The organism is Microbulbifer sp. MCCC 1A16149 (assembly GCF_050368945.1).
Classification (GTDB): Bacteria; Pseudomonadota; Gammaproteobacteria; order Pseudomonadales; family Cellvibrionaceae; genus Microbulbifer.
The window spans coordinates 1,461,683-1,484,587 of record NZ_CP185959.1 but is presented as its reverse complement, the minus strand read 5'-3'; the positions used below and the strand labels follow the sequence as shown (position 1 = coordinate 1,484,587).

The window sequence follows — 22,905 nt, the reverse complement described above, 5'->3', positions numbered from 1 at the left end:
TGGGCATTGCATTCTTTGCAGTCACAGACCAATAAGTATCAAGCTCATCCTAATATTTCATATTTTTTGGGATGAGAATACCCGTGAAAACCAAATCGGCGCACTGGTCACTTCTCGCACAACATTGGTGCCCCACACCGCGAACCACTCCTCGCTCCCCACAACCACCAACCAGCGGCGACTGCGCTGGCCTGTCACCGCCCGTCTGGTAGAATCCGCGCCCTAACAGACCTACCTCGAGTAACAGAGAAACTTCCATGCTCAACGCTGACGCCCTGAAACAGCTGTCCCAGCTGAAGACCGACATCCGTTCCACCAAGGAATTTGCCGAAGGGCGCGTACGTGGCAGTAGTGGCAAGTTCGGGTTTGTGGTGCTGGACGACGGGCGCGAGGCATTCCTGCCGCCGGCGGAGATGGACCGGGTATTTCCCGGGGATCGGGTAAGGGTCAGCCTGACCGAAGAAGACAACGGCAAGCTTTCCGCAGAACTTGATCAGCTGGTCGAGTCCAACCTCAAATATCTGGTGGGCCAGTACGTCCAACGCGGCCAAGGCCACTTCATCCAGCCCAGCGAACACGGCCTGTCGCGCTGGATTTTCCTGCCCCCAAAGGCCCGCGGCAAAGCACAGCCGGGTGAATTCATCGCCTGCTCGGTCACCCGTCACCCGTTCAAGGACGGAAAGTCCCAGGCGAAAGTGGAAACCGTAATCGGCAAGCCGGATAACGCCGGTATCGAGCACGCCTTTGTGGTCGCCCAGTATCGACTGCCCAACCAGTTTGGAAAGGAAGCACTGGAACAGGCGGAATCCATCCCGGCACAATTGGATGCACTCTGTGCCGAGCGCAACGACCTGTCAGCACTGGGTTTCGTCACCATCGATGCGGAAACCACCAAAGATATGGATGACGCCCTTGCCGTCACCGAATCCGACGACGGCTGGACCCTGCACATCGCAGTGGCCGACCCTTCCAGCCTGATCAAGGCAGGGTCTGCGCTGGATAAAGAAGCCCGCAAGCGGGCCAACAGCGTTTATCTGACAGGCGAAACCCTGCCCATGCTGCCCGCAAACCTGTGCGAAAACAGTTTTTCCCTGATCGCCGGTGAACTGCGCCCGGTATTGGTGATGCGTATTGAAGTGGGGAAAGATGGCGCACTGAAAGGCTTCGACTACGAGTTTGCCGCCATCCGCTCGCAGCACAAACTGAGCTATGCCCAGGTAGCGCAATTTATCGAGGGCGATGCGTCTGCAGTACCCGCTGAGCAACACGACAGCCTCCGTCGCCTGGATGCCCTGAGCAAAGCCCGCGCTTCCTATCGCGCCGGTCACTCGCTGGTAATGGAGGATCGTCCGGATTACGACCTCATCCTTAATGAGCAGCGCAAAATCGAGCGCATTGAAAAGCAGCAACGCACTGCGGCCCAGCGCATGGTGGAAGAAGCCATGCTGGCCGCGAATATCTGTGCCGGTGAAAAGCTCGCCGAGCTGGGGGGTGGCTGCTTCTCCATCCACCTGGGTTTCCGCGACGAGCGTATGGCAGAGATCCGCGCACTGCTGAAAGAAACACTGCCCGAGTACGCCGAGCAGGACCTGCATCAGCTGGACGTCTATCTGAAGCTGGTGAAGGAGCTTGAATCCCACACCGATGCGGAAATGCACAACGTTCTCGCGGTACTGAAGCGCATGCTGCGCCCGGGTGAACTGAGCAATAGTGCCGCCGCACATCTGGGGCTCGGCCTGGCACATTATGCGACCGTTACCTCACCGATCCGCAAATTCAACGACCTGCACAACCACCGGGTGTTGCGCGCCGCCCAGCAGGGAGAGACCCAGCCGGCCCTGAACGATGAACAAAGCGAAGCCCTGCAGCAAAGTGTCGGCACAGGCCGCCAGGCAGATCGCGCCCTGCAGCAGTGGCTGTTCTGCCAGTTCCTGGAAGGCAAAACCGGCGAGGAGTTCACCGGCACCATTACCCTGGTCAACGGCGCCGGTATCGGCGTGCGCCTGGATGACTTCGGCATCAATGGCTTTGTCCGCTTCAACAGTAAAAAGAACCCGTTCGAGTTCGATGGCAAACGCCTGCGTATCACCCGCGGCGAAGAGACATTCCAGCTGGATCAACAGGTTCAGGTGAAAGTAGCAGCGGTCGACACCGAAAAGCGTCGCATTGCTTTTGACCTGGCTAACGAAAGTATCAGTGCCGAGTAATCTCGCTAGCCCATGATTCCGGGTAACCGGTATCGCTCGCCCCCAGACTAGACTTCCAGCTGCGGAGCCAAAAGCTCCGCGGCCGTCTCCGGACCATCCGGATTTACCTATCCACGGTCAAGATCAAGGAACCACCATGTCGACCATTGCCGAACTCAACCCGCAACCCCTGTGGAAACACTTTGCCAAGCTGTGTGAAATCCCGCGCCCGTCCAAACACGAGGATAAGGTGGTGGCGTATATCCTGGACTTTGCCAATGCCCGCGGCCTCGATGTAAAGCTGGACAAGATCGGCAATATCATCATCAAGAAACCCGCCACACCGGGTATGGAAGATCGCAAAATACTGGCGATGCAAAGCCACGTGGATATGGTGCCGCAGAAAAATGCGGACACGGATCACGACTTCCTGACAGATTCCATCAAGCCCTACATCGACGGTGAGTGGGTGACAGCCGAGGGCACCACCCTGGGCGCGGACAACGGCATCGGTGTCGCGGCCATTCTGGCACTGCTGGAATCCACTGATATTCCCCACCCGCCGCTCGAGGCCCTGCTGACCATCGACGAAGAAGCGGGCATGACCGGCGCCAAGAACCTGCAGCCGGGCCATTTCGAAGCGGAACTGCTACTGAACCTGGACACCGAAGACGAAGGCGAGCTTTACGTGGGCTGCGCCGGCGGCGTGGACGTCAACGTCGCCCTGCCCTACACCGCAGAGCCGGTGCCTGCAGACCACAAAGCCTTCAAGTTGAGCGTGCGCGGCCTGCGCGGCGGCCACTCCGGGCTGGATATCGACAAGGGCCGCGGCAACGCTAACAAAATCGCCAACCGTATTATCGACGCCGCACAAACCGAACTGGCGGCCCTGCGCATTGCGAGCCTTGACGGCGGCAGCCTGCGCAATGCGATTCCGCGCGAATCCTTTACCGTCATCACCGTACCTGTGGACAATGCCGCCCGCCTGATGGAGATTGCCCTGCAGCAGATCGCGATCATCAAGGCAGAACTCGACAACGAAGCCAAACTGGATATCACCCTGGAGGAGTGCGAAGCACCCGATAGCGTTATGGACAGTGCCAGCCAGCGCAAGCTGATCCTCGCACTGCGCGCCTGCCCCAACGGAGTCGAACGGATGAGCACCGCACTGGAGGGCATTGCGGACACCTCCAACAACCTGGCACGCGTGGTGACCGAGACCGAAGACGGCGCCAGCCGCGTGCGTATCCAGTGCCTGGTGCGCAGCCTCTCCGACAGCGCCCGCGACCAGCACGGCCTCAACGTTGCGGCGGCATTTGAACTCGCCGGCGCCGCAGCGTCTCTGGACAACGCCTACCCGGGCTGGACGCCGAATATGCAGTCCCCGCTGCTGGCGTTGATGAAAGACGTGTACAAAGAGATGGAAGGCGCAGATCCGAAAGTAAAAGTGATTCATGCTGGCCTGGAATGCGGCCTGCTGGCCAAACCCTACCCTCACTGGGATATGGTTTCCTTCGGCCCCACCATCCGCCGCGCCCATTCTCCAGAAGAGCGGGTACATATCAAAAGCGTGGGCAACTTCTGGGAATACTTCCTCAAGGTGGTTGAAGCCATTCCTCAGCGCTGATAGCGAATCGCAAGTGACTCATAGCCCGGCCATTAGTGCCGGGCTTTTTGTATTCACCGAGAAATACGGACAAAATGGGAGAAAATTGACGGGCAAGTAATATGACCCCTGCTATCAACAGAGCCAAAAAGGCCAAAATTCGCCACCGTATTCACGAATACGCCCACGATCCCGGCGCCGAGTCATATGGACTTGAAGCTGCGACAAAGCTAAAAGTAGATCCAGCACAAGTCTTCAAGACGTTGGTAGTCAGCCTTGATGGGTTACAGCTGGCCGTAGGGATTATCCCGGTCGAGTCCCAACTCAGCATGAAATTGATCGCCAGGGCCGCCGGTGCCAAAAAAGCGGAAATGGCGGACAAGCAGCTTGTGCAGCGATCCACCGGATATGTACTTGGCGGCGTCAGTCCCCTCGGACAGAAAAAGCCCCTGCCAACCTTCCTGCACGATTCGGCAAAATCCCATGATTCCCTATTCGTCAGCGCCGGCCGCCGGGGACTCGAGATAGAACTCGCACCGCAAGACCTGCTCGCACTGACGCGCGGCACCTTTGCCAACCTCTGCCAGTAGCGTCGCCCACTAAACCTGCAAGGAGACTTATGCCTGCTTATCAATGGCTGCTTTTTGACCTGGATGGAACCCTGAGTGACCCGGCGGAAGGCTTTGTGAATTCCATGAATCATGCGCTGCTCGCTCACGATTACGCGCCGCGTACTGCCAGCGAGTTGACGCCATATATCGGCCCGCCGCTGGAAGTTACCCTGGCCAAGCTCACCGGCTCGGAAGACAGCACGCATATCCGGGCCCTGGTAGACAAATACCGGGAACGTTATTCGGATACCGGTTACGCAGAAAACTCCCTGTATCCCGGTATCACCGAGATGCTGGAACGCCTCAGCCAGACTGGTGGTATTCGACTCGGGGTGTGCACCTCCAAACGCGCTGACTTTGCAGAGCGTATCCTCAAGCAATTCGACCTTTATCACTATTTCGAGTTTGTGAGCGGCGGTGATGTGGGAATCGCCAAGTGGCAGCAGCTGCAGGGATTGCTCGCAGAGAACAGGATCACTACCCGATCACTGATGATTGGCGATCGCCATTTCGACCTGTCCGCCGCTGCAAAAAATCAGCTCCCCTGTGCCGGGGTTTTGTGGGGCTATGGCTCCCGCGCGGAGCTCGACGAGCACGGCCCGGCGCACCTGTTCGCCCATCCCGCGGAAATTCTGAACATTGTTTGACGGCTGATGTCCGAAGACCCACAACAACAAAAAAGGAAGCCCTGTGAAATATTTTCTTGTTGCTTTGTCCCTCATCGTACTGTCTGGCTGCGGTACGGTTACCACCCTGAGCAGCTCCGATGCCGAGATTGCCAGCAACCTTAAAAAGCAAAACTCTGGATGCGTCAGTGTGCCCCGCGTCTATAGCGGCGTTGCCTACAATATGTGCAAGTTGAATTCCAATGGCAGCTCCATTTATTTCCTGCCGATGGTCGGGGTTTATCTGGTCGACAGCGTATTCTCGGCCGCCACAGACACCGTCGCGCTCCCCTATACCGTCTACGCACAAAGCCAGAAAGGCAGCCTGGACCTGTAATCAGAACGTTCAAATTTTATACGGCTGCGTGAGACTGACCGGGAACCACCGGTCTCGACTTTGACTGGTTCCCGCGTTGTATACATCGCATAATGCGCGGCCAAATTTTCAACCCGACAATTGGCCTGCTGTATGTGGTTTAAAAACCTGCGCGTCTACCGACTTACCCGCGAATTCACACTTTCTGCTGAAAAATTGAACGAACTGCTGGAGCCCGACACCTTCACTCCCTGCGGCAGCCAGGACATGGCGCGCTACGGCTGGGTTCCGCCATTGGGGCGTCACGGTAGCGAACTGGTACACGCCGCCAACGGCTATCTGATGGTATGTGCCAAGAAGCAGGAAAAAGTGATCCCCGCTGCGGTGGTCAATGAGAAGGTAGAGGAGATGGCCCTGGCCATCTCGGAGAAAGAAGCCCGCAGTGTCGGCCGCAAGGAACGCCAGAACCTCAAAGACGAGGTTTTGCTGGAGATGCGCCCCAAGGCCTTCGCCCGTTCCCGTCTGCAATTTGCCTATATCGATCCCAAGGATGGCTGGATCGTGGTCAACGCCTCTTCCGCCAAGGCCGCAGAAGAGCTGCTGGAGAACCTGCGGGAAGCCATCAGCAGCCTCTCCGTGGTACCACTGGCGGCAAAGAATATTCCCCAGCAGTCCATGACCCACTGGCTCACTGCGCCGGAAGCGCCGCCCAATTTCGAGTTCGGCCACGAATGTGAACTGCGCGATCCGCAGGAATCCGGCAGCGTGATCCGCTGTAAAAACCAGGATTTGTGCGCAGAGGAGATCCACAACCACCTGGTGGCGGGCATGCAGGTGCACAAGCTCGGGCTGGTATGGCGAGAAGGTGTCGAGCTGATGGTGGATGACCAACTTTCCATCAAGCGCCTGAAGTTCAGCGACGCGGTTACCGAAAAGGCCGACAACGCGGACGCAGACAACGCAGCCCAACGTTTTGACATCGAATTCTCGGTGATGACCCTGGAGATCTCCGCCCTGCTCAAGGATCTGCTGACCGCATTTGGCGGCCTCAATACGGACACTGCCAGCGTCGACGAGATCGTCGCCCGCGCCTCCCGTGCAGACAGCGAACAACAGCTGGCGGCGGAAGTGGAAGAAGTGCTCTAAGTAGGCTCATTCCCACCTGGTTACATAGCAACTGCGGCAACGCAACACGGCCATGGATGGCTGCTAGTTTGGTCTCGGCTGCTATGCTTTTGCCCCTCCAATCGCAAAAAAGATCGAGGTTTGAGATACTCGGGGACAGCCAAAAATAACAATCAGGGAAGGAAGACTATTCATGTCCACCAATGCCTCGGCTTCCACTCCAGAAGTCCCCCCCGGATCCGGCTGGGACGCTTCCAAGCAGGTTGCTGACCGCAGCGGCCTGTCGCAAACCGAGCTCGACAATATCGATCCCCAAAGTGTCGCCAGGCCGAGAGCAGTGGGTTGGGAGCTTGTGCTATTTATAGCCACCTTCGGCCTTTACTTCTCCTACTATCTATACCGCTTGACGAAAGACTGCCGTACGATCAATCGAGAACCGGTTTCTCCCGGCTGGTGGATTCTCACTCCCTACTTCCTTCTGGCTCAATTCTTCGCCTACCCCCGACTACTGCGGTTGCTCGAGAATGCGGAAACCCGCTGCCAACTGCCGCCCGCCTGGGGCGGATGGCAAAAAGCCTGGCTGATCGGTATGTGGGTAGTAACCCTGCTGATCAATATCGCCGACAAAGTACCCAATTCCGATCAATGGTTTGTTGCTGTTTTCTTCGTCGGTACTGTCCTCTTTTCGGTCTTGCACACGCGGGTAAACCGTATCCGCAGCGCCTACTGGGAACAGCTGTCGGAAAATCCCATCCCTGCACGACGCTTCCATGCGATTGAGTGGGTCATCTCGGTAGTCTGCCTGCCGGTTGCCACCGTACTGCTGTGCGTTCTGCTGTTCTACACACAGCTCTTTGGCGGGAACCAATTACAGCAGTTAAACAACGGGGACATTGCTTCACAAGAGGGACACCCGTTTTCCATTGAAGTTAAGGGTGACCACTGGGCGCGCGTAGAAATCGGTTCCCACTCAGACGGGACGGCACTTATGGAATTGGAAGGTGCAAATACCGACGCCTACTTCGTGGTTTTCCCGCATGGAAAGGAATCATCGCTAGATCAGATCTCGGCATTTCGCACCGAAGAGGCCTCTGCCGAGTTTATGCAAACAAGCTGTAAGGAAAATCGCGAGTTCCTCGATGGTGGCGATCATACCGGCAGCCAAATTATGGCTTCCCTCACCTGCGAAGGGTCACTACTGGGTAACAAGGTGCTTGTAACCAGCAGATCCATCGAAACAGATCAGGGAATTTACGAACTCTACGGACAACTTATTGCCACGAAAGCCGATTTCGCGCACTCGCTTGCCGACTATCAAAGTACGGAGAAAGGATTTCGCCCACTATGAAATCGATCGTAACCACCTTCTTGCTGCCGCTGGCAATCGTATTGCCGGTGAGCTCCGATGTATCTGCTGCGGAATCCCCCAAAGACAACATCAGCTGGACCGGGGAGACTAATCAGGCGCTGATGGATTTCTCGAAGGAGTATCTGCTTGGCGATGTCCCATCCAGATACACATTGGCGGGGTTCCGAGCGGATATCCACGTTGGCGAGTCGGAAGTCCGATCCAGAATCCAGACCGTCACCTACTATGCTACTTCCAGTGAAATTGAAGACCAGGGAAACGAGCTCATCTACTTCAACCGGGGTAATGAGCAGGTCACCATCCACTCCGCGGGGTCCATTTCCCCGGATGGGAACATCCAGGTGTTCGACCCGGCCAATATCCAGGTGGTGGAATCGAATCAATACAATACCTTCACCGACACAAAAATAGCGGTGATTCCAATACCGGGGCTTTCCAGCGGCGGCCTCAGCTTTCTCGATTACGAAGTCATCACGGACAAGTCGCAATTGGAAGCGCCATGGTCGAGAATTTTTTATCCCCGGGGCACCTATGAGTACCAGAACTACCACGTTCAGGTCAGCAGCGCCCCCGGAGTCGACCTGCAGTACCGGAACACCAGTGATGCACTTAACTGCAGCGCCGAATCCGGCACCATTACCTGCGCAGCCAAACAGATAGCGGCACTCAAGCGAGATAACACCGTCTATTGGCGGGACGTGATCAATCAGCTGGTGGTTACCGAAGGGGATTTACCCTGGACAGATATCGCCACATTGATGCAAAACAAATTCGATGATGCCCGGGTGTCCTCGGCGGAGGTCGACAAGCTCTTTACGACGCTCACAGAAGAGCAGCCCTCACTGGAAGCAAAGATTTCTGCAATCCACCAGTTTGTCTCCCGAGAAATCCGCTACAACTCCATGTCCGGGCTCGGCAATGCGATCACCCCGCACAATATTCACGAGACCCTGCACAATCGCTACGGAGACTGTAAGGACAAATCGGCACTATTGCTGGAACTATTGCAGAGACTTGGACTGAATCCCATTCCGGTTCTTGTGGCGACCGAGCGCAAAAGCCTGGCAAACCTGACACTTCCCGCAACGAATTACTTCGACCACGTGATCGTATGTAATGACCAGCCGGAAATGAATTTCTGTATCGACGCCACCGATACAGACACCGACTGGAGTGCGCTTCCCGCCTGGATTCAGGGCAGCGCTGCGCTACCGATTAAACCAGTCACGGAGCCAGTGACACTGCCGCTGAACAAGTATCGCTGGAAGATGGATGCCAATACGGAAATTGCATTCGACGAGAAAGGCGGGCAAATAGAAAAGACGACGCGAAAGTACTCCGGGGAGTATGCGGGCTCGATACGTTCGATACTCTCTGCCCGAGCACCGGAGGAACGAATTGAATGGGCGCAGAAGCAGTATCAGGAAGTCTATAGCTCCGATAAGGAACCGCAGTTTTCATTTACCCATTCCGACCAGATCGCGCCAGAGCTACTGATTCAGTCCGAAGTCCAATACGAACCCTTGTCGGATCCGGAAGCGAATCTGGCCTATACCGAATATGACAGCTGGATGCGGGACGAGCTGCAGAGCCTGGTCATCGACAACGAGCACTATGGCTACCAGTTTCCCGGTCTCAGCGTGGAATCCCGCTATGCGTTTGACCTGGGAAAACTCTGGGCGTTGAGTTTCCCCGGGCAGACACTGGACCTGAAACACAAGTACGGTTCACTTTCACGGTCCGTTCACGAAATATCCCCCAAGGAACTCGAAGTCATTTCCAGACTGGAAATACCCGCTCGCTATGTTCCAGTAGAGGAAATTGAACCGTTCAACCAATTCCTGGCCACCCTGAAACGGGAGGCCAAGCTGCGCTTTGAAGCCGAAAAACTAGATTGATATTGAAGGCCGGGACTCAGAGTTTTTTGACCGGCCTTCCCGTTTCACTCCACAGCACGTGGTACTTCTCCTGCTCCGGGCGATCCACACGTGAGAAAGTGTGCGCGCCAAAGAAGTCGCGCTGCGCCTGCAACAGATTGGCCGGCAGCGATTCACGACGGAATGCATCGTAATAACTGAGCGCGGAAGACAGTGCCGGCACAGGAATACCGCCGATGGTGGCATCGGCCACGGCCCGGCGCCAGTTGCCCTGATGGCTTGCGATCTGATCGATAAAGAAGTCGTCCAGAAGCAGGTTCGAGAGCTTGGTATCCCGCTCGTAGGCATCGCTGATGGACTGCAGGAATACCGCGCGAATAATACAGCCTGCCCGCCAGATTCTGGCGATCTCGGCAAAATTCAGCTCCCAGCCCTGCTCCCGAGCCGCGAGCTTCATCAGGTCGAATCCCTGTGCGTACACGCAGATTTTCGCGCAATACAGCGCGTCGTGCAGCTGCGCGATGACTTCCTCGCGTTTCTCCTGGGGCAACGGTGCTACGTCCGGTCCCACCAGCTTCTTGGCCGCACGGGTGCGCAACACCTTGCGCGTAGAGAGGGAGCGGGCGAACACCGCTTCCGCAATACTTGGCGCCGGGCAGCCCACCTGCAGTGCGCCAACCGCGGTCCACAGGCCGGTTCCCTTCTGCCCCGCGCGATCGAGAATCACATCCACCAGCGGTTTACCGGTTTCAGAGTCGAGGGTGTCCAGCACTTCGGCACTGATGTCGATCAGGTAACTGTTCAGCACCCCTTTATTCCACTCGCGGAATACTGCAGCGATTTCCTGCGGGCTCATTTCCAGGGCACTGCGCATCACGTCGTAGACTTCGCAGATCATCTGCATGTCGGCATATTCGATACCGTTATGCACCATTTTCACAAAGTGCCCGGAGCCGATGGGGCCGATGTATGCAGCGCAGGGTTCGCCCTCCACCACCGGGTTGCCCGGCTCGAAACGCTCGATGGGCTGTCCGGTTGCAGGATCCACCTTGGCGGCAATGGCATGCCAGACCGGCTCAATACGCGCCCAGGCATAGCGGTCGCCGCTGGGCATCAACGACGGCCCGAAACGAGCGCCCACTTCACCGCCGGATACGGCGGTGGTAAAGAAGATCAACTTGCCTTCGTAGCGCTTGCAGCGTTCAACGGAGTCGGTCCACAGGCTATTGCCGGTATCGATCACGATGTCGTCCGCCTGCAGCCCGGCATCGAGCAGCTTGTTGCACACGTCATCTACCGGCGCACCGGCGGGAACGGAGAGAATCACCAGGTGTGGCGCTTTCACCCGCGACAGCAGCTCAGTGTAGGAATTGCAGACTTCAACCCGGGCCGGCTGGTCGCCGCGCTCTTTGGCATCCTGCTCCAGCAACGCCTCGAGCCGCCCGTGGTCCAGGTCAAACGCGCATACGCGGTATCCGTTGTCGACGAGGTTGAGTATCAGGTTTTTCCCCATGACCCCCGCGCCAATAAAACCGATATCGCAAAGTGCATCTGACATGAATCTCTCCAGAAAAATGGTGCCAATTTGAAGCGGGCGGAGTATAGCAACCCGAAGCCCGCGCCGGGAGGCGGATTTTGCCGCTGGGGTGACCGGGTGTTTCTCCGCTCCCGGCCAGGGATTACAATCGGTGCAAACCCACTTTCATCCCGATGGATACAGCCTATGACTGCGCAGCCAACCGCCCCGCACCTATTCTCTGCTCCCTGGGGGCGCCATCTGGTGCTGATCACGTCCCTTTGCGGTGTCATCCTGATTGGCATCAGCGCGGTATTGCTGGCGCGAGCGCCGGAAAATCCCCCCTGGATGTATCAGGTGGGTACCTGGATGCCACTGGCCATATTCGCCCTATGTGCGCTTTTTTCCGTGCGCGGTTACAGTCTGCAGGATCACTATCTTATTGTGCACAGGCCGGGCTGGCGCACGCGGGTCAACCTGGAGGATTTGCAGTCGGTCTCACATCAGCCGGATGCAACCCGGGGATCCATCCGGATCTTTGGCAACGGTGGCCTGTTTGGCTTTACCGGCCTGTTTCGCAATCAGAAACTGGGGCGCTACCGCGCCTTTGCTACCGACATTTCCCACACGGTGGTTATCCGACTTCCCATCCGCACCATAGTGGTCACACCGGACAATCCGCAAAAGTTTGTGGATCTACTGCACCCGCTCGCTCGCGACGCGGACACGAATTAATACCTCAGATAACAGTCCGGCTTTCAGCGCACTGCCAATAATCAGCGTTTCGCTGGCGCTGAACTACACTGAAACCCAGTGATGTTATTTCGACTGACCGCGCCACTGGCGGGAGGAAGTATGCAGTTTATGACCCCATCGAAGCTCGTGAGTGCGCTAATTTTTGCCCTGCTCTGCAACTTCACCTGGGCCGATGAAGCCCGCACCGAAGTCCTGCGCTTTTCCAAGGGCGCCACCGGAACATCGGTCTCCAGCAATATCACCGGCTACAACACGGTAAATTACAAGGTGACCGCCAAGGCGGGCCAGCAAATGGTGGTCAAGCTCTCTACCTCCCATACGGCGACCTATTTCAATGTTTATGCGCCGGGTAGTGGCCCCGGTGATGCCGCAATATTTATCGGCTCCACCAATGGTGATCGCTACGCTGCCACACTCCCCAAGAGTGGGACCTATACCATCCAGGTTTACATGATGCGCAGCGCTGCGCGACGCAATGAATCGGCGGACTTCAAGCTGCGTGTGGATATCGACAGCGCTAACAGCAGCGACTCCAGCTCCGAACGCGGTCGGAGTCGCATCGCCTGGGATTACGACGCCAGCGGATACCTGCCCTGCTCTGCGGGAGAACCCAACTTCCGCCGTCAGTGCCCAATGCAGGTCAAACGCGCGTCCGGCGCGGCGGAAATCAGAACCCGCAAACCAATAGAAGAGCATGGCCAGCGGGTGCTCTACTTTGCCAACGACCGCTTCAGCACCGACGACGGCAGTCCGCTGAACTGGCAGCGCCAGGGAGACAACTGGTGGCTGGCAGCGGGGAAACAGGAGTACTACCTGATTCCAGACGCCGTGATTTATGGTGGTTGAAACGGGTAGAATCGGTGTTGATTCATTCAGACACCGGTTTCCATTTATGGCTACTCGCTTCAAAACGCAGTATTTCCCTATCGGTAAAATCTCCGCGGTGTTTTTATGCGGCCTGCTGGCGGCGCTTGCCAAGCCCGCGCTGGGCGCCCCCTCCCAAATCAATGACTGCGTGATCCTGCTGCACGGGCTGGCAAAGTCCGAAAGTTCGATGGAGAAGCTGGAACAGGCCATCGACAAGGCAGGGTATATCGCGGTCAATGTGAATTACCCTTCGACCGATTTCCCCATCGAAAAGCTCGCCGGCCCAGCAATCGCCCCCGCCCTGGACGAATGCGCCCGGGCGACAGGCGACGACAATGTGCCAGCGTCGCAAGTGCACTTTGTCACCCACTCGATGGGTGGCATTCTGGTGCGTCAGTACCTAAGCCGGGTGAACATTGAAAACCTGGGGCGGGTGGTCATGCTGGGCCCGCCCAATCAGGGCAGTGAAGTCGTGGACAAGCTGGGCAGTTTCCCCGGATTCCACTTTATCTTCGGCGATGCGGGGCTGCAGCTCGGCAGTGGCAAAATGAGCGTTCCGAACAAGCTGGGGGACGCGAATTTTGATGTCGGTATCATCGCCGGCACCAAAAGTATCAACCCGATCCTCTCCGGTATGCTTCCGGGCAAGGATGACGGAAAGGTCACCGTAGCACGCACGCGCCTGCAAGGAATGCAGGATCACCTGGAAATGCCGGTGACTCACGTTTTCATGATGAAAAACCCTAAGGTCATCCAGCAGGTAATCCACTATCTCCAGCATGGCCGTTTCCAGCGGGAGACGGAGCAGCATAGCGACGTATAGTCCGCAAAAGCCTGTTTCGCGCATGAATCTGCCGCAGAACGGCTGGCAGAACGACTATTAGCCCCTCCGCGAACCTACACTGGTTGCCTTGCTTGATCCTTTGTCAGGGCTACCAGTGCAAATAAACCTTCTGCTCCGATATTCACTCTGCGTACCGCTGCTGTTACAGCTGCTGTCGTACACCCTGCCCGCAGGTGCCGATACCAGCGGCAGCCATGCCCTGCGGGAAAGAGTGGAACTGCATAGCGACACCCTCACATCCGTCCCCCAAACCCAGACTGCGCGGGTTACCGCGACCATCAATGGCCACCAGGCCATTGAATACCTGATCGATGCCAAAACTGGCCAATCGTTACAGCTTGACGTGCACAGCAGCAATACCCGGGCGGGCTACCGCATTACCGCACCTGCGGCCCCTCGCGCACTACACCGGGGCCACGGCCAGTACTCGCGCTTTTCCGTGACCCTGCCGCGAGACGGTACCTACAAGGTTCTGATTTACCTGATGCGCAGCGCCGCTCAGAACGGAGAGAGTGCCGAGTTTGCCCTGGATATACGCCTGAGTAACCCAGGCTGATTTACCATTTGCCGCAGACCTTTCACGATGCAGAACACAGGTGCTCAAACTAGCGAAGCCGGACCGCAGGATAGTGTTTCTGCGGACTACAGCGCCGCCATAGACCAGGTCGACAGCTGGGTGGATGGTGCGATCAAACTGATACCCAACTTCACCGTCGCCCTGCTGGTTTTACTGATTGCCTTTATTCTTGGCAGTATTTTGCGGCTTGTTGTGCGACGGCATCTCACCCGCAGAGACCGGAGTAATCTGGGAGAGGTGCTGGGAAGCCTGGTCAAGTGGTGCGTGATACTGGTGGGCTTTCTCCTCGCCGCCACCATTGTCATGCCCAGCCTCAAACCCGGTGACCTGATCGCCGGATTGGGCGTGGGCTCTGTGGCCATTGGCTTTGCATTCAAAGATATTCTGCAAAACTGGCTCGCTGGCCTGCTGATTCTCGTGCGGCAACCTTTTGAAATCGGCGATCAGATTAAAGTCGCGGACTTCGAGGGCACCGTACACCGTATAGAAACCCGCGCGACCCTCATCGACACCTACGACGGCCAGCGGGTAGTCATGCCCAACAGCGACATCTACACCAATGCCGTATTGGTAAAAACCGCCCACACCAAACGACGCAGCGATTTCGAGATCGGGATTGGCTACAGCGATAGTATCGGCGAGGCGTGTGACGTTATCCGCAATGCAGTGACACAAGTGGAAGGTGTTCAGCAGTCACCGGCACCGGAAGCACTGCCGTGGGAACTCGCCGCCAGCTGGGTGACCATCCGCGCCCGCTGGTGGACCAGCAGCACCCAGACCGACGTCACCCATATACGGGCGCGGGTCATTCAATCGGTAAAAGAAGCGCTGGATGAAGCGGGTATCGACATGCCGTTTGAGACCCAGGTACACCTGTTCCACGACCAGACCGACGAATCTGATGGCAAACCGGGTGAACAGAGGGAGGGCTGGCCTGCGTCCCCGGCAAACCGCAGAGAAAAACAGGCCACTAATACGGAGAGTGAGCGCGGATCCAAAAATGGTGGCGCGCAAAATAAATGAGCCCACTGGGTAGTGGGCTCAAGGGTACAGCGCGCGATCGACGTATCAGCCGATCTTGCGGATACCCACCGCTTCGCGCAGCTTGGTGAGGAAAGGACGTGAATAAGTGCGCGCCTTTTCAGCGCCCTTCTCCAGCTCCTCTTCGATCTGCGCCGGGTTGGCCAGCAGGGTTTCATAACGCTCGCGCGCGTCACCAATCTGTTCGTTGATCAGTTCAAACAACTGCTTCTTGGCCTCACCCCAGGCGATTCCCTCTTCAAATGCCTGGCGCATTTCCGCGGTCTGCTCGGGTGTGGCAAATGCCTGCCAGATCTGGAATACCGTAGAAGTATCCGGATCTTTCGGCTCACCCGGCTCCAGCAGGTTGGTCTTGATCTTGTTGATGTGCTTTTTCAGTTTCTTTTCCGGCAGGAACAACGGAATGGTATTGCCGTAGCTCTTGCTCATCTTGCGGCCATCCAGGCCCTGCAATACGGAAACATGCTCATCGACCACCGCTTCGGGCAGCGCAAAGTGCTCGCCGTAGTGGTGGTTGAAACGTGCAGCGATATCCCGCGCCATTTCGATATGCTGAATCTGGTCCTTGCCTACCGGCACCTTGTTGGCATTGAACATCAGGATGTCCGCGGCCATCAGGATCGGGTAGCTGTACAGCCCCATATTGATTCCGAAGTCTGAGTCCTGACCGTCATCGCGGTTGGCATCCACCGCAGCCTTGTAGGCGTGTGCGCGGTTCATCAGGCCCTTGGCGGTCTGACAGGTGAGCAGCCAGGTCAGCTCGGGGATTTCGACGATATCGGACTGGCGGTAGAACACCACATTGTCGGTATTCAGCCCCAGGGCCAGCCAGGTAGCGGCGATCTCCTGGGTGGACTGGTGAACCTGTTCCGGATCCTGACACTTGATCAGCGCGTGGTAGTCCGCCAGAAAATAAAAGGACTGGTTATTTTCTTCCTGGCTGGCGGCAATGGCCGGGCGAATCGCGCCCACATAGTTACCCAGATGGGGAGTGCCAGTAGTGGTAATGCCGGTAAGTACACGCTGCTTGCTCATAAATCCTAGAGGTTCCGTTCTTGCTAATCGTCAATCGGCGAATCAGGGCCGAATGATACCCGTTTCCCGCGAGGGGTTGTATGTTCAGGTCGATTTCACCTGTCCACTGGCACACTCGCTCAGCAGCGTGTGGTACTGCACCCTCATCTGGTCCCAACTGAAATCCGAGATATCCGGTACCGGCGCCACCTCACCGGCTTCGATCCCCTTCGCGCAGCGCAGCATGGCGCTGCTGAGGTTGGCTGCACAGGACTCCACATCGTCGGAGAAGCGCCAGCCCCGCCGCCCGAACCACTCGGGGTAGGCGAGATTATCCGGCACCAGCGGCTGGCACCCCGCCGCCACCGCCTCCAGTACCGCCAGCCCCTGAAAATCGTGCCGTGCGGTGGAAATCACGGCGTGGCTCTGTCCCAGCAGCTGGCGATATTCCCCGAGGCTCTGTCGATACCCCCAGGCACCCAGCGCTCCCAGCTTGTCGAGCAACTTCCGGATATGGGCGAACTCCGACGGTTGCCGCCGGAATTGCTGCCCCACCACATGCAGGGTAAATGGAATCTGCTGACGCCCGAAACGCCGCACTGCGGCCAGCAGGATATCCGGGCCCTTGTCGTACTCCCAGCGGTGATTCCAGATGAAGGTTGGGCGCGCCGGCTTGTCCGGCGGGACCATAAAGGCGTCGCGCTCCAGCGGTACCGGAAGCACCCTGGATTTGTCCGCAATCTCCCGGCAGATACCTGCGGGCACATGGTCGGGCAATTTTTGCAGCAGTGCTTCCGCCCCCTGCAGCAGGGTATTGCGGTTGTATTCAGAATTGAACAACAGCAGGTCCCCGCTCAGCGCGGTATAAATGTTAAGCAGCTGGGGCTCTACCGAGGACACCGCATCTTCACTGCGCGGGTAATCAAACTGGTTCTCATGGAAATACACCGCCGTGGGCACTCTGGCCAATTCTGGCACCAGCCCGCGCAGGGAAGAGAGGTCCGTCATCGACGTGGCTACAATCAAATCCCAGGGCTGGCGCAGGACCGACAGGGCTTCTCCCCTGCCCCAGCTGAGGCTGTTGCCGCGCACCCGCCAGCTGAAATAACGTGGCGGTAGACTGAGCACCGTCCACTGCCAGTCGGGAATGGCGGCCACCAGACCGCGCCGCCAGCGCTTGTGACTGTCGGCATCGTAAGCGGAAAGCAGAAGCACTTTCACGGAATTACCTGAAGGTTCAAGGGTGGAATGGGGAAACGGCGCCGGCCGAACGACCGGCGGAAACGCAAATCAAGACCCGTTGTTTTCAAAGTCCCGCAGGTTGGTCAAACGTGCAAACAGGCTGGAGGTGTCCCAACGACCACCGCCAAGTGCCTGCACTTCACTGTAAAACTGATCCACCAGCGCGGTAACCGGGAGTAATGCGCCGTTGCGCTGGGCCTCATCGAGTACGATTCCCAGATCTTTGCGCATCCAGTCCACCGCAAACCCGTGTTCATAGTCACCGGCCAGCATGGTTTTATAGCGGTTTTCCATCTGCCAGCTCTGGGCGGCGCCCTTGGAAATGACCTCCACCACCTGCTCGGGATCCAACCCGGCAGCGCGGGCAAAATGCAGCCCTTCGGAAAGCCCCTGCACCAGCCCCGCAATACACACCTGATTGACCATCTTGCACAGCTGTCCACTGCCTACCGGGCCCATCAGATTGAGTGCCCGCGCATAGCTATTTAACAACGGCGTCACACGCTGATAATTGGCTTCATCGCCGCCCACCATAATGGTCAGGGCACCGTTCTCCGCCCCCGCCTGGCCGCCGGATACCGGCGCATCGAGAAACCCGATGCCCCGCTCAGCGGCCGCCGCTGCCAGTTCACGGGCAACATTGGCTGATGCGGTAGTGTGGTCGACAAAAACACTGCCGGATGCCATCCCGTGAAAAGCACCGTCACTGCCAGTGGTCACCTGTCGCAAGTCATCGTCGTTTCCGACGCAGGCAAAAACAAATTCCGCCCCGCTGGCGGCTTTAGCGGGTGTCGCAAATGCTTCACCAGCGTAGGTTTCCAGCCATTCACTGGCCCGGCTACCGGTGCGGTTGTAGATCTGTACCCGGTAGCCGGCGCGCGACAGGTAGCCCGCCATGGGGAAACCCATTACACCGAGTCCGATAAACGCCACTGTGGTTGTCATAGAAATACCCGATCAGAAAAAACATTCAGCGGTATATATGTTACTGCTGCATTCACATTAGAGTCTGAGGCGTCAGCTGGAGAGGATCAACCAGATCAGCGCGCCGCCAAGCAAGAAGCGGTAAATGGCGAACGGGCCCATGCCAATACGACTGATAAACTGCAGGAAAAAGTGGATACACAGGTAGGCACTGATTCCGGAAAGCACCACCCCGAGAATAATATTTCCCCAGGGCACGACATCTGTATCGAGCAGATCGAGGGTCAGCAGCAATGCGCTCAGGGTGATTACCGGTATCGACATCAGGAAAGAGAAGCGAGCGGCTGCTTCACGCTTCATGCCGAGCATCAAGCCGGCGGTCATGGTAATACCGGAGCGCGAGGTCCCCGGAATCAGTGCCAGCACCTGCGCAGCACCGATCATCAGCGCCTTTTTCCAATCCAGCTTGCCCAGTTCGTCCCGGCGGGCACCGTGTACATCCGACCACCACAGCAGCGCACCGAAGATGATGGTCGTGGCGGCAATCACGGCCGAGGAACGCAGGTGGGTTTCGATAAAGTCCTTGAATATCAGCCCAGCGAGCCCGGCGGGGATGGTTGCCAGCACAATCAGCCAGGCGAGGCGCCCTTCGTCGCTGAATTGGCCGGTCTTGAAGCCGCCTAACCCGTCGACTATCAGTTGCCAGACGTCCTTGCGGAAATACACCAGCACGGCAATCAGGGAGCCGAAATGCACCGCTACGTCAAACGCCAGCCCCTGATCCGGCCATCCCAGAACCTGGTTGGGCAGAATCAGATGCGCAGAGCTGGAAATGGGAAGGAATTCGGTCATGCCCTGAATCAGGGCGAGAATAATGGTCTGAAAGGTTTCCATACTGTTTACTACATTCGCCAGCGGCAAGTGCCCTGCGCTGGCATTTGTTAATTGTTATACGGCGGTCTGTCAGCGCGCGCGAATACGCTCGCGCTTTTTCCAGGTCACCTCGTTGCGCAGGTATGCCGGCTCCAGAGCATCGGCGGTGACATATTCACCCTTTTGCCACAGATCTGCCGCTAGCGTGACAATATCCTGCGCATGGATGGCTGCATCCTGCCAGATTCCCAGCGGGCTCAGCGCCGAAAGCTGCGGATATTGCCAGCCGGGCCCAGCTGCATACAGTGGGCATGCGTCCCCAGCAGCCTCTAGAAACCCGCCTTTCTCCAGGACCGCAACGACCTGCTCCGGGCTGGATACCGCATCCGCCAGAATTGCCTCCCCCGGGCGATCTGACGAATAGAGTCCCCAGTATACCTCCTGCATACGCGCATCCAGCGCCGCCAGTACCGGAGCGCCGCTCCAGTCCGACTGTGTACGCACTGCCCCCGCAGCCATCGCCGCAAGACTGGAAACCTGAACCACGGGCTTGTCCGATGCAAAAGCCAGGCCCTGTACGCAGCTGATGGCGATGCGCAGGCCGGTAAAGGATCCAGGGCCCTGACTGACCGCGAGAGCGTCTACCTCCGCCAGGGAACTCTGGGCTTGTGCCAGCACGGACTCCACCATGGGCAGCAGGCGACGGGTATGGTCGCGCTCGGCGCGAACAAACTGCTCGCAGACGCGGCCATCCTGGTACAGCGCCACAGAGCAGGCGCCGGACGTGGTATCAACAGCCAAAAGTTTCAAAGCTTGGAATCCGTGGTGAATAGCGGAGAGACGGCCCCACCTCCACTCCCCAATACCCGCAATTTACAGGACATGGAGGGAGCCAGGCCTAAATCAGGGGCGAATTGTGGCATGCCCAGCGACAAACGCAACTGGCTCCATTGGCGCGGTCCGAACACCCCCTTTGGGATCACAGGCGCCCAGATGGGCATTCCAGCTTTGCCAATCATCCAAAACAAAAGCCCCGGCCATAGTGGCCGGGGCTGAGTGGACTGCACGGGGCAAACGCTGATATCGCCCGGAATCAGGACTTCTTCGGTGGACGACCTCGGCGAACGCCCGCTTTCTTGGCCGCAGCTTTGGGCGGACGCCCGCGGCGAGCAGATTTTTTCGGGGCCGATTTGACCGCCTTGGTAGCAGCCTTTTTGGCCGCGGCCTTCTTGGGACGGCCCGGCGATTTCTTGGCGGCTGTCTTTTTGGCCGCAGGCTTCTTGGCTGCAGACTTTTTCGCCGGGGTCTTCTTGGCCGCCGACTTCTTAACAGCTTTCTTCTTTTTCGCCGCTTTGGACGCTTTCTTTGCCTCAGCCTTGGCTTTGGCTGCGGCCTTTTTCTCCAGCGCCTTGGCTTTGGCTGCAGCCTTCTTCGCCGCAGCCTTCACTTTTGCGGTCGCCTTCTTCTCTGCTGCCTTCACCTTCTTGGCATCGGCCTTGGCGCGGGTTTTTTTCCAGCGGCTTTCGAAAGCTTTCACCGCCTTCTCAAGCTCTTTATCCGCCTTGGCAGAAAGCTTTTCAGCCATTTCCTTCACTTTCTGCTTGGCGGACTCCTCGGCCTGACGCACTGCGTCCATTGCGCTGGCCTTGGCCAGCCCGACCTTGGCTTCAGCCAGCTTGGCACGCTGCTCACGCAACTTGCTATTGGCAGAACTCAGTGACTGTTTGGCGGCAGCAGAACCGGTTTTCTGAACCCTCGCGCGGGCTTTCCCCACACGATCCAGTTGTGCATCCATTGCTTTCGCAGCGGAATCCACGGCTTTCTGCGCCTTGGCTACCACCGGTGAAGTGCTCGCGGCGGCCTTGGCTGCCGGCTTGGCTTTGGCTACACGTTTTGCCTTGGCCTTTTTCTTTGCGACTCGTGCCATCCCTTGTCTCCTCTTTCTCTGTAAAAGAAGTCACCCTGAACACAGAACTACGTGCTGACCGACATTCCAGATCAATCCAGTTTGATTACTTGCGGGAGCTGTTTTGCTCCCGGCAACCACGTGGACTCCGGAAATGTCCCGCCACTCTCGAATGCGGCAAAAACCCTGAGAGCCTCCCCGCCGGAACCTCGCTCACTGATATAGGCCAGGGGAAATTGTGATTCCTCGCTGTAGTGCCTGACAGTGATACCCGGCAGTGGTGCCTGGACCGATATCATCGACTGGAAGACTGCCTTAATTTCACAGAAATTCGGGCAACCCAGCCATTCAAAATGACACGGTTGTATCAAAGTTAATAAAAAAAATAGGGTTTGCAAGAAAAAGGGTCAAAAAAAACCGAATTTTCGGAAGAAAATCGGTTTTTTTTGATAGCCGGTGGATGTTTTAAGGTTTTTCCCGGCTGTGCGGCAAATCGGACTGAAAAAATTACTTCGCCGGTATTCCCGGACTTCGCTCCCGGGCAATCGCTTCCAGCAACTGAATGTGGTCTTCGCGCGCATTCAAAGCAGGTATATATCGATATTCCCGGCCGCCCGCCTCGATAAAATTAGCGCGATTCTCTACCGCAATTTCCTCGATAGTTTCCAGACAATCAGCAGCAAACGCCGGGCAGATCACATCCACACTGGATACGCCACCCTGGCCCCACTCAAGCAGGGTTTTGTCGGTATAGGGCTGCAGCCATTCCGCCTTCCCGAAGCGGGACTGGAAAGTGATTTCCCATTTTTCCCGCGGCAGGTTTAACGCCTCTGCGAGTTTCTCTGCGGTACCGCAACAGTGCAGGTAATAGGGGTCGCCCTTGCGGGTATTCGCTTTGGGAATACCGTGGAATGACATCATCAGTTTCTCCGCCACACCGTTCTTTTCCCAGTGTTCCCGTACCGAGTTCGCCAGCGCCTCGATATAAAGAGGGTGCTGCCAGTAGTCATGGACCACAGTGATATCGGGCACGTTGCGTGAACTGCGGATGATATCCGCCACCTGATCATATATGGCGCCAGTGGTCGTGGCGGAGTACTGCGGATAAAGGGGGATCACCGTAAAACTGGTGGCCCCCTCCTGCGCCAGCCTCGAGATGGTGTCCTTGAGGCTGGGAGCACCGTAAGTCATCGCATAGCCAACCAGCAACTGGTCTGGGGAAACAGCATCCAATCGCTGCTGTAACAGCTGCACCTGCCGCTGCGTGTAATAGGTAATCGGGGACCCGGTTACCGCCTCTCCGTCCAGTCCCTGATTCCAGATTTCTTCGTAGGCCGGCGCAATTCGCTTCGGCCTCAGGGGCAGCACGAAGAGGTTAAGGATCAATTGCCACAATGGCCGCGGTATTTCCACCACACGGGGATCAGACAGAAACGCACGGAGAAATTGCCGTACTGCCGCCGGCGTCGGTTCCGCAGGCGTGCCAAGGTTCATCAGAATGATCGCGTGAGCCATATTCGTTCCACACTCCAGTTGGTAATCAGTGGCCAACAACAGGCATCAGTGGTTGACCCGGAATCGCCCGGCGAG

21 protein-coding genes are annotated in these 22,905 nt (G+C 57.4%); 13 read left to right on the top strand and 8 right to left on the bottom strand.

What is annotated here, in order from left to right; genetic code table 11:
• Positions 1 to 257: 257 nt before the first annotated feature.
• The 8 genes from ACONT6_RS06270 to ACONT6_RS06235 all read left to right on the top strand — a co-directional run bounded on the left by ACONT6_RS06270 (position 258) and on the right by ACONT6_RS06235 (position 9,776).
• Positions 258 to 2,207, top strand: a complete 1,950-nt coding sequence (locus tag ACONT6_RS06270; protein ID WP_428820902.1) for a VacB/RNase II family 3'-5' exoribonuclease — start codon at positions 258 to 260, stop codon at positions 2,205 to 2,207.
• 136 nt (positions 2,208 to 2,343) lie between these two features.
• Positions 2,344 to 3,813, top strand: a complete 1,470-nt coding sequence (locus tag ACONT6_RS06265; RefSeq protein ID WP_428820901.1) for an aminoacyl-histidine dipeptidase — start codon at positions 2,344 to 2,346, stop codon at positions 3,811 to 3,813.
• 101 nt (positions 3,814 to 3,914) lie between these two features.
• Complete coding sequence (ybaK, locus tag ACONT6_RS06260) at positions 3,915 to 4,382, top strand: Cys-tRNA(Pro) deacylase (protein WP_428820900.1); 468 nt, start codon at positions 3,915 to 3,917, stop codon at positions 4,380 to 4,382.
• A gap of 29 nt (positions 4,383 to 4,411) precedes the next feature.
• On the top strand, positions 4,412 to 5,050 hold the full coding sequence (locus tag ACONT6_RS06255; protein WP_428820899.1) for an HAD hydrolase-like protein: 639 nt from the start codon (positions 4,412 to 4,414) through the stop codon (positions 5,048 to 5,050).
• Positions 5,051 to 5,093: 43 nt separating this feature from the next.
• Positions 5,094 to 5,405 (top strand): YceK/YidQ family lipoprotein, encoded by a 312-nt coding sequence (locus ACONT6_RS06250; protein ID WP_428820898.1) that lies wholly within the window; start codon positions 5,094 to 5,096, stop codon positions 5,403 to 5,405.
• Positions 5,406 to 5,537: 132 nt separating this feature from the next.
• The gene (gene rdgC / locus ACONT6_RS06245; RefSeq protein WP_428820897.1) at positions 5,538 to 6,530 is read left to right on the top strand and encodes a recombination-associated protein RdgC; all 993 of its coding nucleotides are present in this window, start codon (positions 5,538 to 5,540) and stop codon (positions 6,528 to 6,530) included.
• Positions 6,531 to 6,702: 172 nt separating this feature from the next.
• On the top strand, positions 6,703 to 7,857 hold the full coding sequence (locus ACONT6_RS06240) for a hypothetical protein (protein ID WP_428820896.1): 1,155 nt from the start codon (positions 6,703 to 6,705) through the stop codon (positions 7,855 to 7,857).
• Complete coding sequence (locus tag ACONT6_RS06235; RefSeq protein ID WP_428820895.1) at positions 7,854 to 9,776, top strand: DUF3857 domain-containing protein; 1,923 nt, start codon at positions 7,854 to 7,856, stop codon at positions 9,774 to 9,776. The genes ACONT6_RS06240 and ACONT6_RS06235 overlap by 4 nt, the downstream gene beginning before the upstream one ends.
• A 16-nt stretch (positions 9,777 to 9,792) precedes the next feature.
• Here the strand turns inward: ACONT6_RS06235 and gndA are convergent, their stop codons facing one another.
• The gene (gndA, locus tag ACONT6_RS06230; RefSeq protein ID WP_428820894.1) at positions 9,793 to 11,313 is read right to left on the bottom strand and encodes an NADP-dependent phosphogluconate dehydrogenase; all 1,521 of its coding nucleotides are present in this window, start codon (positions 11,311 to 11,313) and stop codon (positions 9,793 to 9,795) included.
• 165 nt (positions 11,314 to 11,478) lie between these two features.
• On the opposite strand from gndA, the gene ACONT6_RS06225 reads away from it, so the two are divergent.
• From ACONT6_RS06225 to ACONT6_RS06205, 5 genes are all read left to right on the top strand, one after another.
• Positions 11,479 to 12,006 carry a PH domain-containing protein gene (locus ACONT6_RS06225; protein ID WP_428820893.1) on the top strand — a complete coding sequence of 176 codons (528 nt, stop codon included), beginning with the start codon at positions 11,479 to 11,481 and terminating at the stop codon, positions 12,004 to 12,006.
• A gap of 120 nt (positions 12,007 to 12,126) precedes the next feature.
• Complete coding sequence (locus tag ACONT6_RS06220; RefSeq protein WP_428820892.1) at positions 12,127 to 12,873, top strand: PPC domain-containing protein; 747 nt, start codon at positions 12,127 to 12,129, stop codon at positions 12,871 to 12,873.
• Positions 12,874 to 12,919: 46 nt separating this feature from the next.
• Entirely contained in the window at positions 12,920 to 13,717 is a 798-nt protein-coding gene (locus ACONT6_RS06215; protein ID WP_428820891.1) for an esterase/lipase family protein, read from the top strand.
• 115 nt (positions 13,718 to 13,832) lie between these two features.
• Entirely contained in the window at positions 13,833 to 14,294 is a 462-nt protein-coding gene (locus tag ACONT6_RS06210; RefSeq protein WP_428820890.1) for a hypothetical protein, read from the top strand.
• Between the two features lie 27 nt (positions 14,295 to 14,321).
• A complete protein-coding gene (locus tag ACONT6_RS06205; protein ID WP_428820889.1) occupies positions 14,322 to 15,338 on the top strand; it encodes a mechanosensitive ion channel family protein in 1,017 nt (338 codons plus the stop codon).
• A gap of 45 nt (positions 15,339 to 15,383) precedes the next feature.
• Here ACONT6_RS06205 and ACONT6_RS06200 read toward each other — a convergent pair whose 3' ends face one another.
• From ACONT6_RS06200 to hemH, 7 genes are all read right to left on the bottom strand, one after another.
• Entirely contained in the window at positions 15,384 to 16,391 is a 1,008-nt protein-coding gene (locus tag ACONT6_RS06200; protein WP_428820888.1) for a tryptophan--tRNA ligase, read from the bottom strand.
• Positions 16,392 to 16,475: 84 nt separating this feature from the next.
• Positions 16,476 to 17,591 (bottom strand): tRNA-queuosine alpha-mannosyltransferase domain-containing protein, encoded by a 1,116-nt coding sequence (locus ACONT6_RS06195; protein WP_428820887.1) that lies wholly within the window; start codon positions 17,589 to 17,591, stop codon positions 16,476 to 16,478.
• Positions 17,592 to 17,660: 69 nt separating this feature from the next.
• Positions 17,661 to 18,557 (bottom strand): NAD(P)-dependent oxidoreductase, encoded by an 897-nt coding sequence (locus ACONT6_RS06190; protein WP_428820886.1) that lies wholly within the window; start codon positions 18,555 to 18,557, stop codon positions 17,661 to 17,663.
• Positions 18,558 to 18,629: 72 nt separating this feature from the next.
• Positions 18,630 to 19,430 (bottom strand): undecaprenyl-diphosphate phosphatase, encoded by an 801-nt coding sequence (locus ACONT6_RS06185; protein ID WP_428820885.1) that lies wholly within the window; start codon positions 19,428 to 19,430, stop codon positions 18,630 to 18,632.
• Between the two features lie 69 nt (positions 19,431 to 19,499).
• A complete protein-coding gene (tsaB, locus tag ACONT6_RS06180; protein WP_428820884.1) occupies positions 19,500 to 20,219 on the bottom strand; it encodes a tRNA (adenosine(37)-N6)-threonylcarbamoyltransferase complex dimerization subunit type 1 TsaB in 720 nt (239 codons plus the stop codon).
• Between the two features lie 283 nt (positions 20,220 to 20,502).
• A complete protein-coding gene (locus tag ACONT6_RS06175) occupies positions 20,503 to 21,336 on the bottom strand; it encodes a hypothetical protein (RefSeq protein ID WP_428820883.1) in 834 nt (277 codons plus the stop codon).
• A 486-nt stretch (positions 21,337 to 21,822) separates the two neighbouring features.
• Positions 21,823 to 22,830 (bottom strand): ferrochelatase, encoded by a 1,008-nt coding sequence (gene hemH, locus ACONT6_RS06170; protein ID WP_428820882.1) that lies wholly within the window; start codon positions 22,828 to 22,830, stop codon positions 21,823 to 21,825.
• Between the last annotated feature and the right edge of the window lie 75 nt (positions 22,831 to 22,905).

Excerpts from the sequence above, each read along its gene's own strand:
- ACONT6_RS06270 (WP_428820902.1), top strand. The coding sequence starts at position 258 with ATGCTCAACGCTGACGCCCTGAAACAGCTGTCCCAGCTGAAGACCGAC.
- ACONT6_RS06265 (WP_428820901.1), top strand. The coding sequence starts at position 2,344 with ATGTCGACCATTGCCGAACTCAACCCGCAACCCCTGTGGAAACACTTT.
- ybaK (WP_428820900.1), top strand. The coding sequence starts at position 3,915 with ATGACCCCTGCTATCAACAGAGCCAAAAAGGCCAAAATTCGCCACCGT.
- ACONT6_RS06255 (WP_428820899.1), top strand. The coding sequence starts at position 4,412 with ATGCCTGCTTATCAATGGCTGCTTTTTGACCTGGATGGAACCCTGAGT.
- rdgC (WP_428820897.1), top strand. The coding sequence starts at position 5,538 with ATGTGGTTTAAAAACCTGCGCGTCTACCGACTTACCCGCGAATTCACA.
- ACONT6_RS06240 (WP_428820896.1), top strand. The coding sequence starts at position 6,703 with ATGTCCACCAATGCCTCGGCTTCCACTCCAGAAGTCCCCCCCGGATCC.
- ACONT6_RS06235 (WP_428820895.1), top strand. The coding sequence starts at position 7,854 with ATGAAATCGATCGTAACCACCTTCTTGCTGCCGCTGGCAATCGTATTG.
- gndA (WP_428820894.1), bottom strand. The coding sequence starts at position 11,313 with ATGTCAGATGCACTTTGCGATATCGGTTTTATTGGCGCGGGGGTCATG.
- ACONT6_RS06225 (WP_428820893.1), top strand. The coding sequence starts at position 11,479 with ATGACTGCGCAGCCAACCGCCCCGCACCTATTCTCTGCTCCCTGGGGG.
- ACONT6_RS06220 (WP_428820892.1), top strand. The coding sequence starts at position 12,127 with ATGCAGTTTATGACCCCATCGAAGCTCGTGAGTGCGCTAATTTTTGCC.
- ACONT6_RS06215 (WP_428820891.1), top strand. The coding sequence starts at position 12,920 with ATGGCTACTCGCTTCAAAACGCAGTATTTCCCTATCGGTAAAATCTCC.
- ACONT6_RS06205 (WP_428820889.1), top strand. The coding sequence starts at position 14,322 with ATGCAGAACACAGGTGCTCAAACTAGCGAAGCCGGACCGCAGGATAGT.
- ACONT6_RS06200 (WP_428820888.1), bottom strand. The coding sequence starts at position 16,391 with ATGAGCAAGCAGCGTGTACTTACCGGCATTACCACTACTGGCACTCCC.
- ACONT6_RS06190 (WP_428820886.1), bottom strand. The coding sequence starts at position 18,557 with ATGACAACCACAGTGGCGTTTATCGGACTCGGTGTAATGGGTTTCCCC.
- ACONT6_RS06185 (WP_428820885.1), bottom strand. The coding sequence starts at position 19,430 with ATGGAAACCTTTCAGACCATTATTCTCGCCCTGATTCAGGGCATGACC.
- ACONT6_RS06175 (WP_428820883.1), bottom strand. The coding sequence starts at position 21,336 with ATGGCACGAGTCGCAAAGAAAAAGGCCAAGGCAAAACGTGTAGCCAAA.
- hemH (WP_428820882.1), bottom strand. The coding sequence starts at position 22,830 with ATGGCTCACGCGATCATTCTGATGAACCTTGGCACGCCTGCGGAACCG.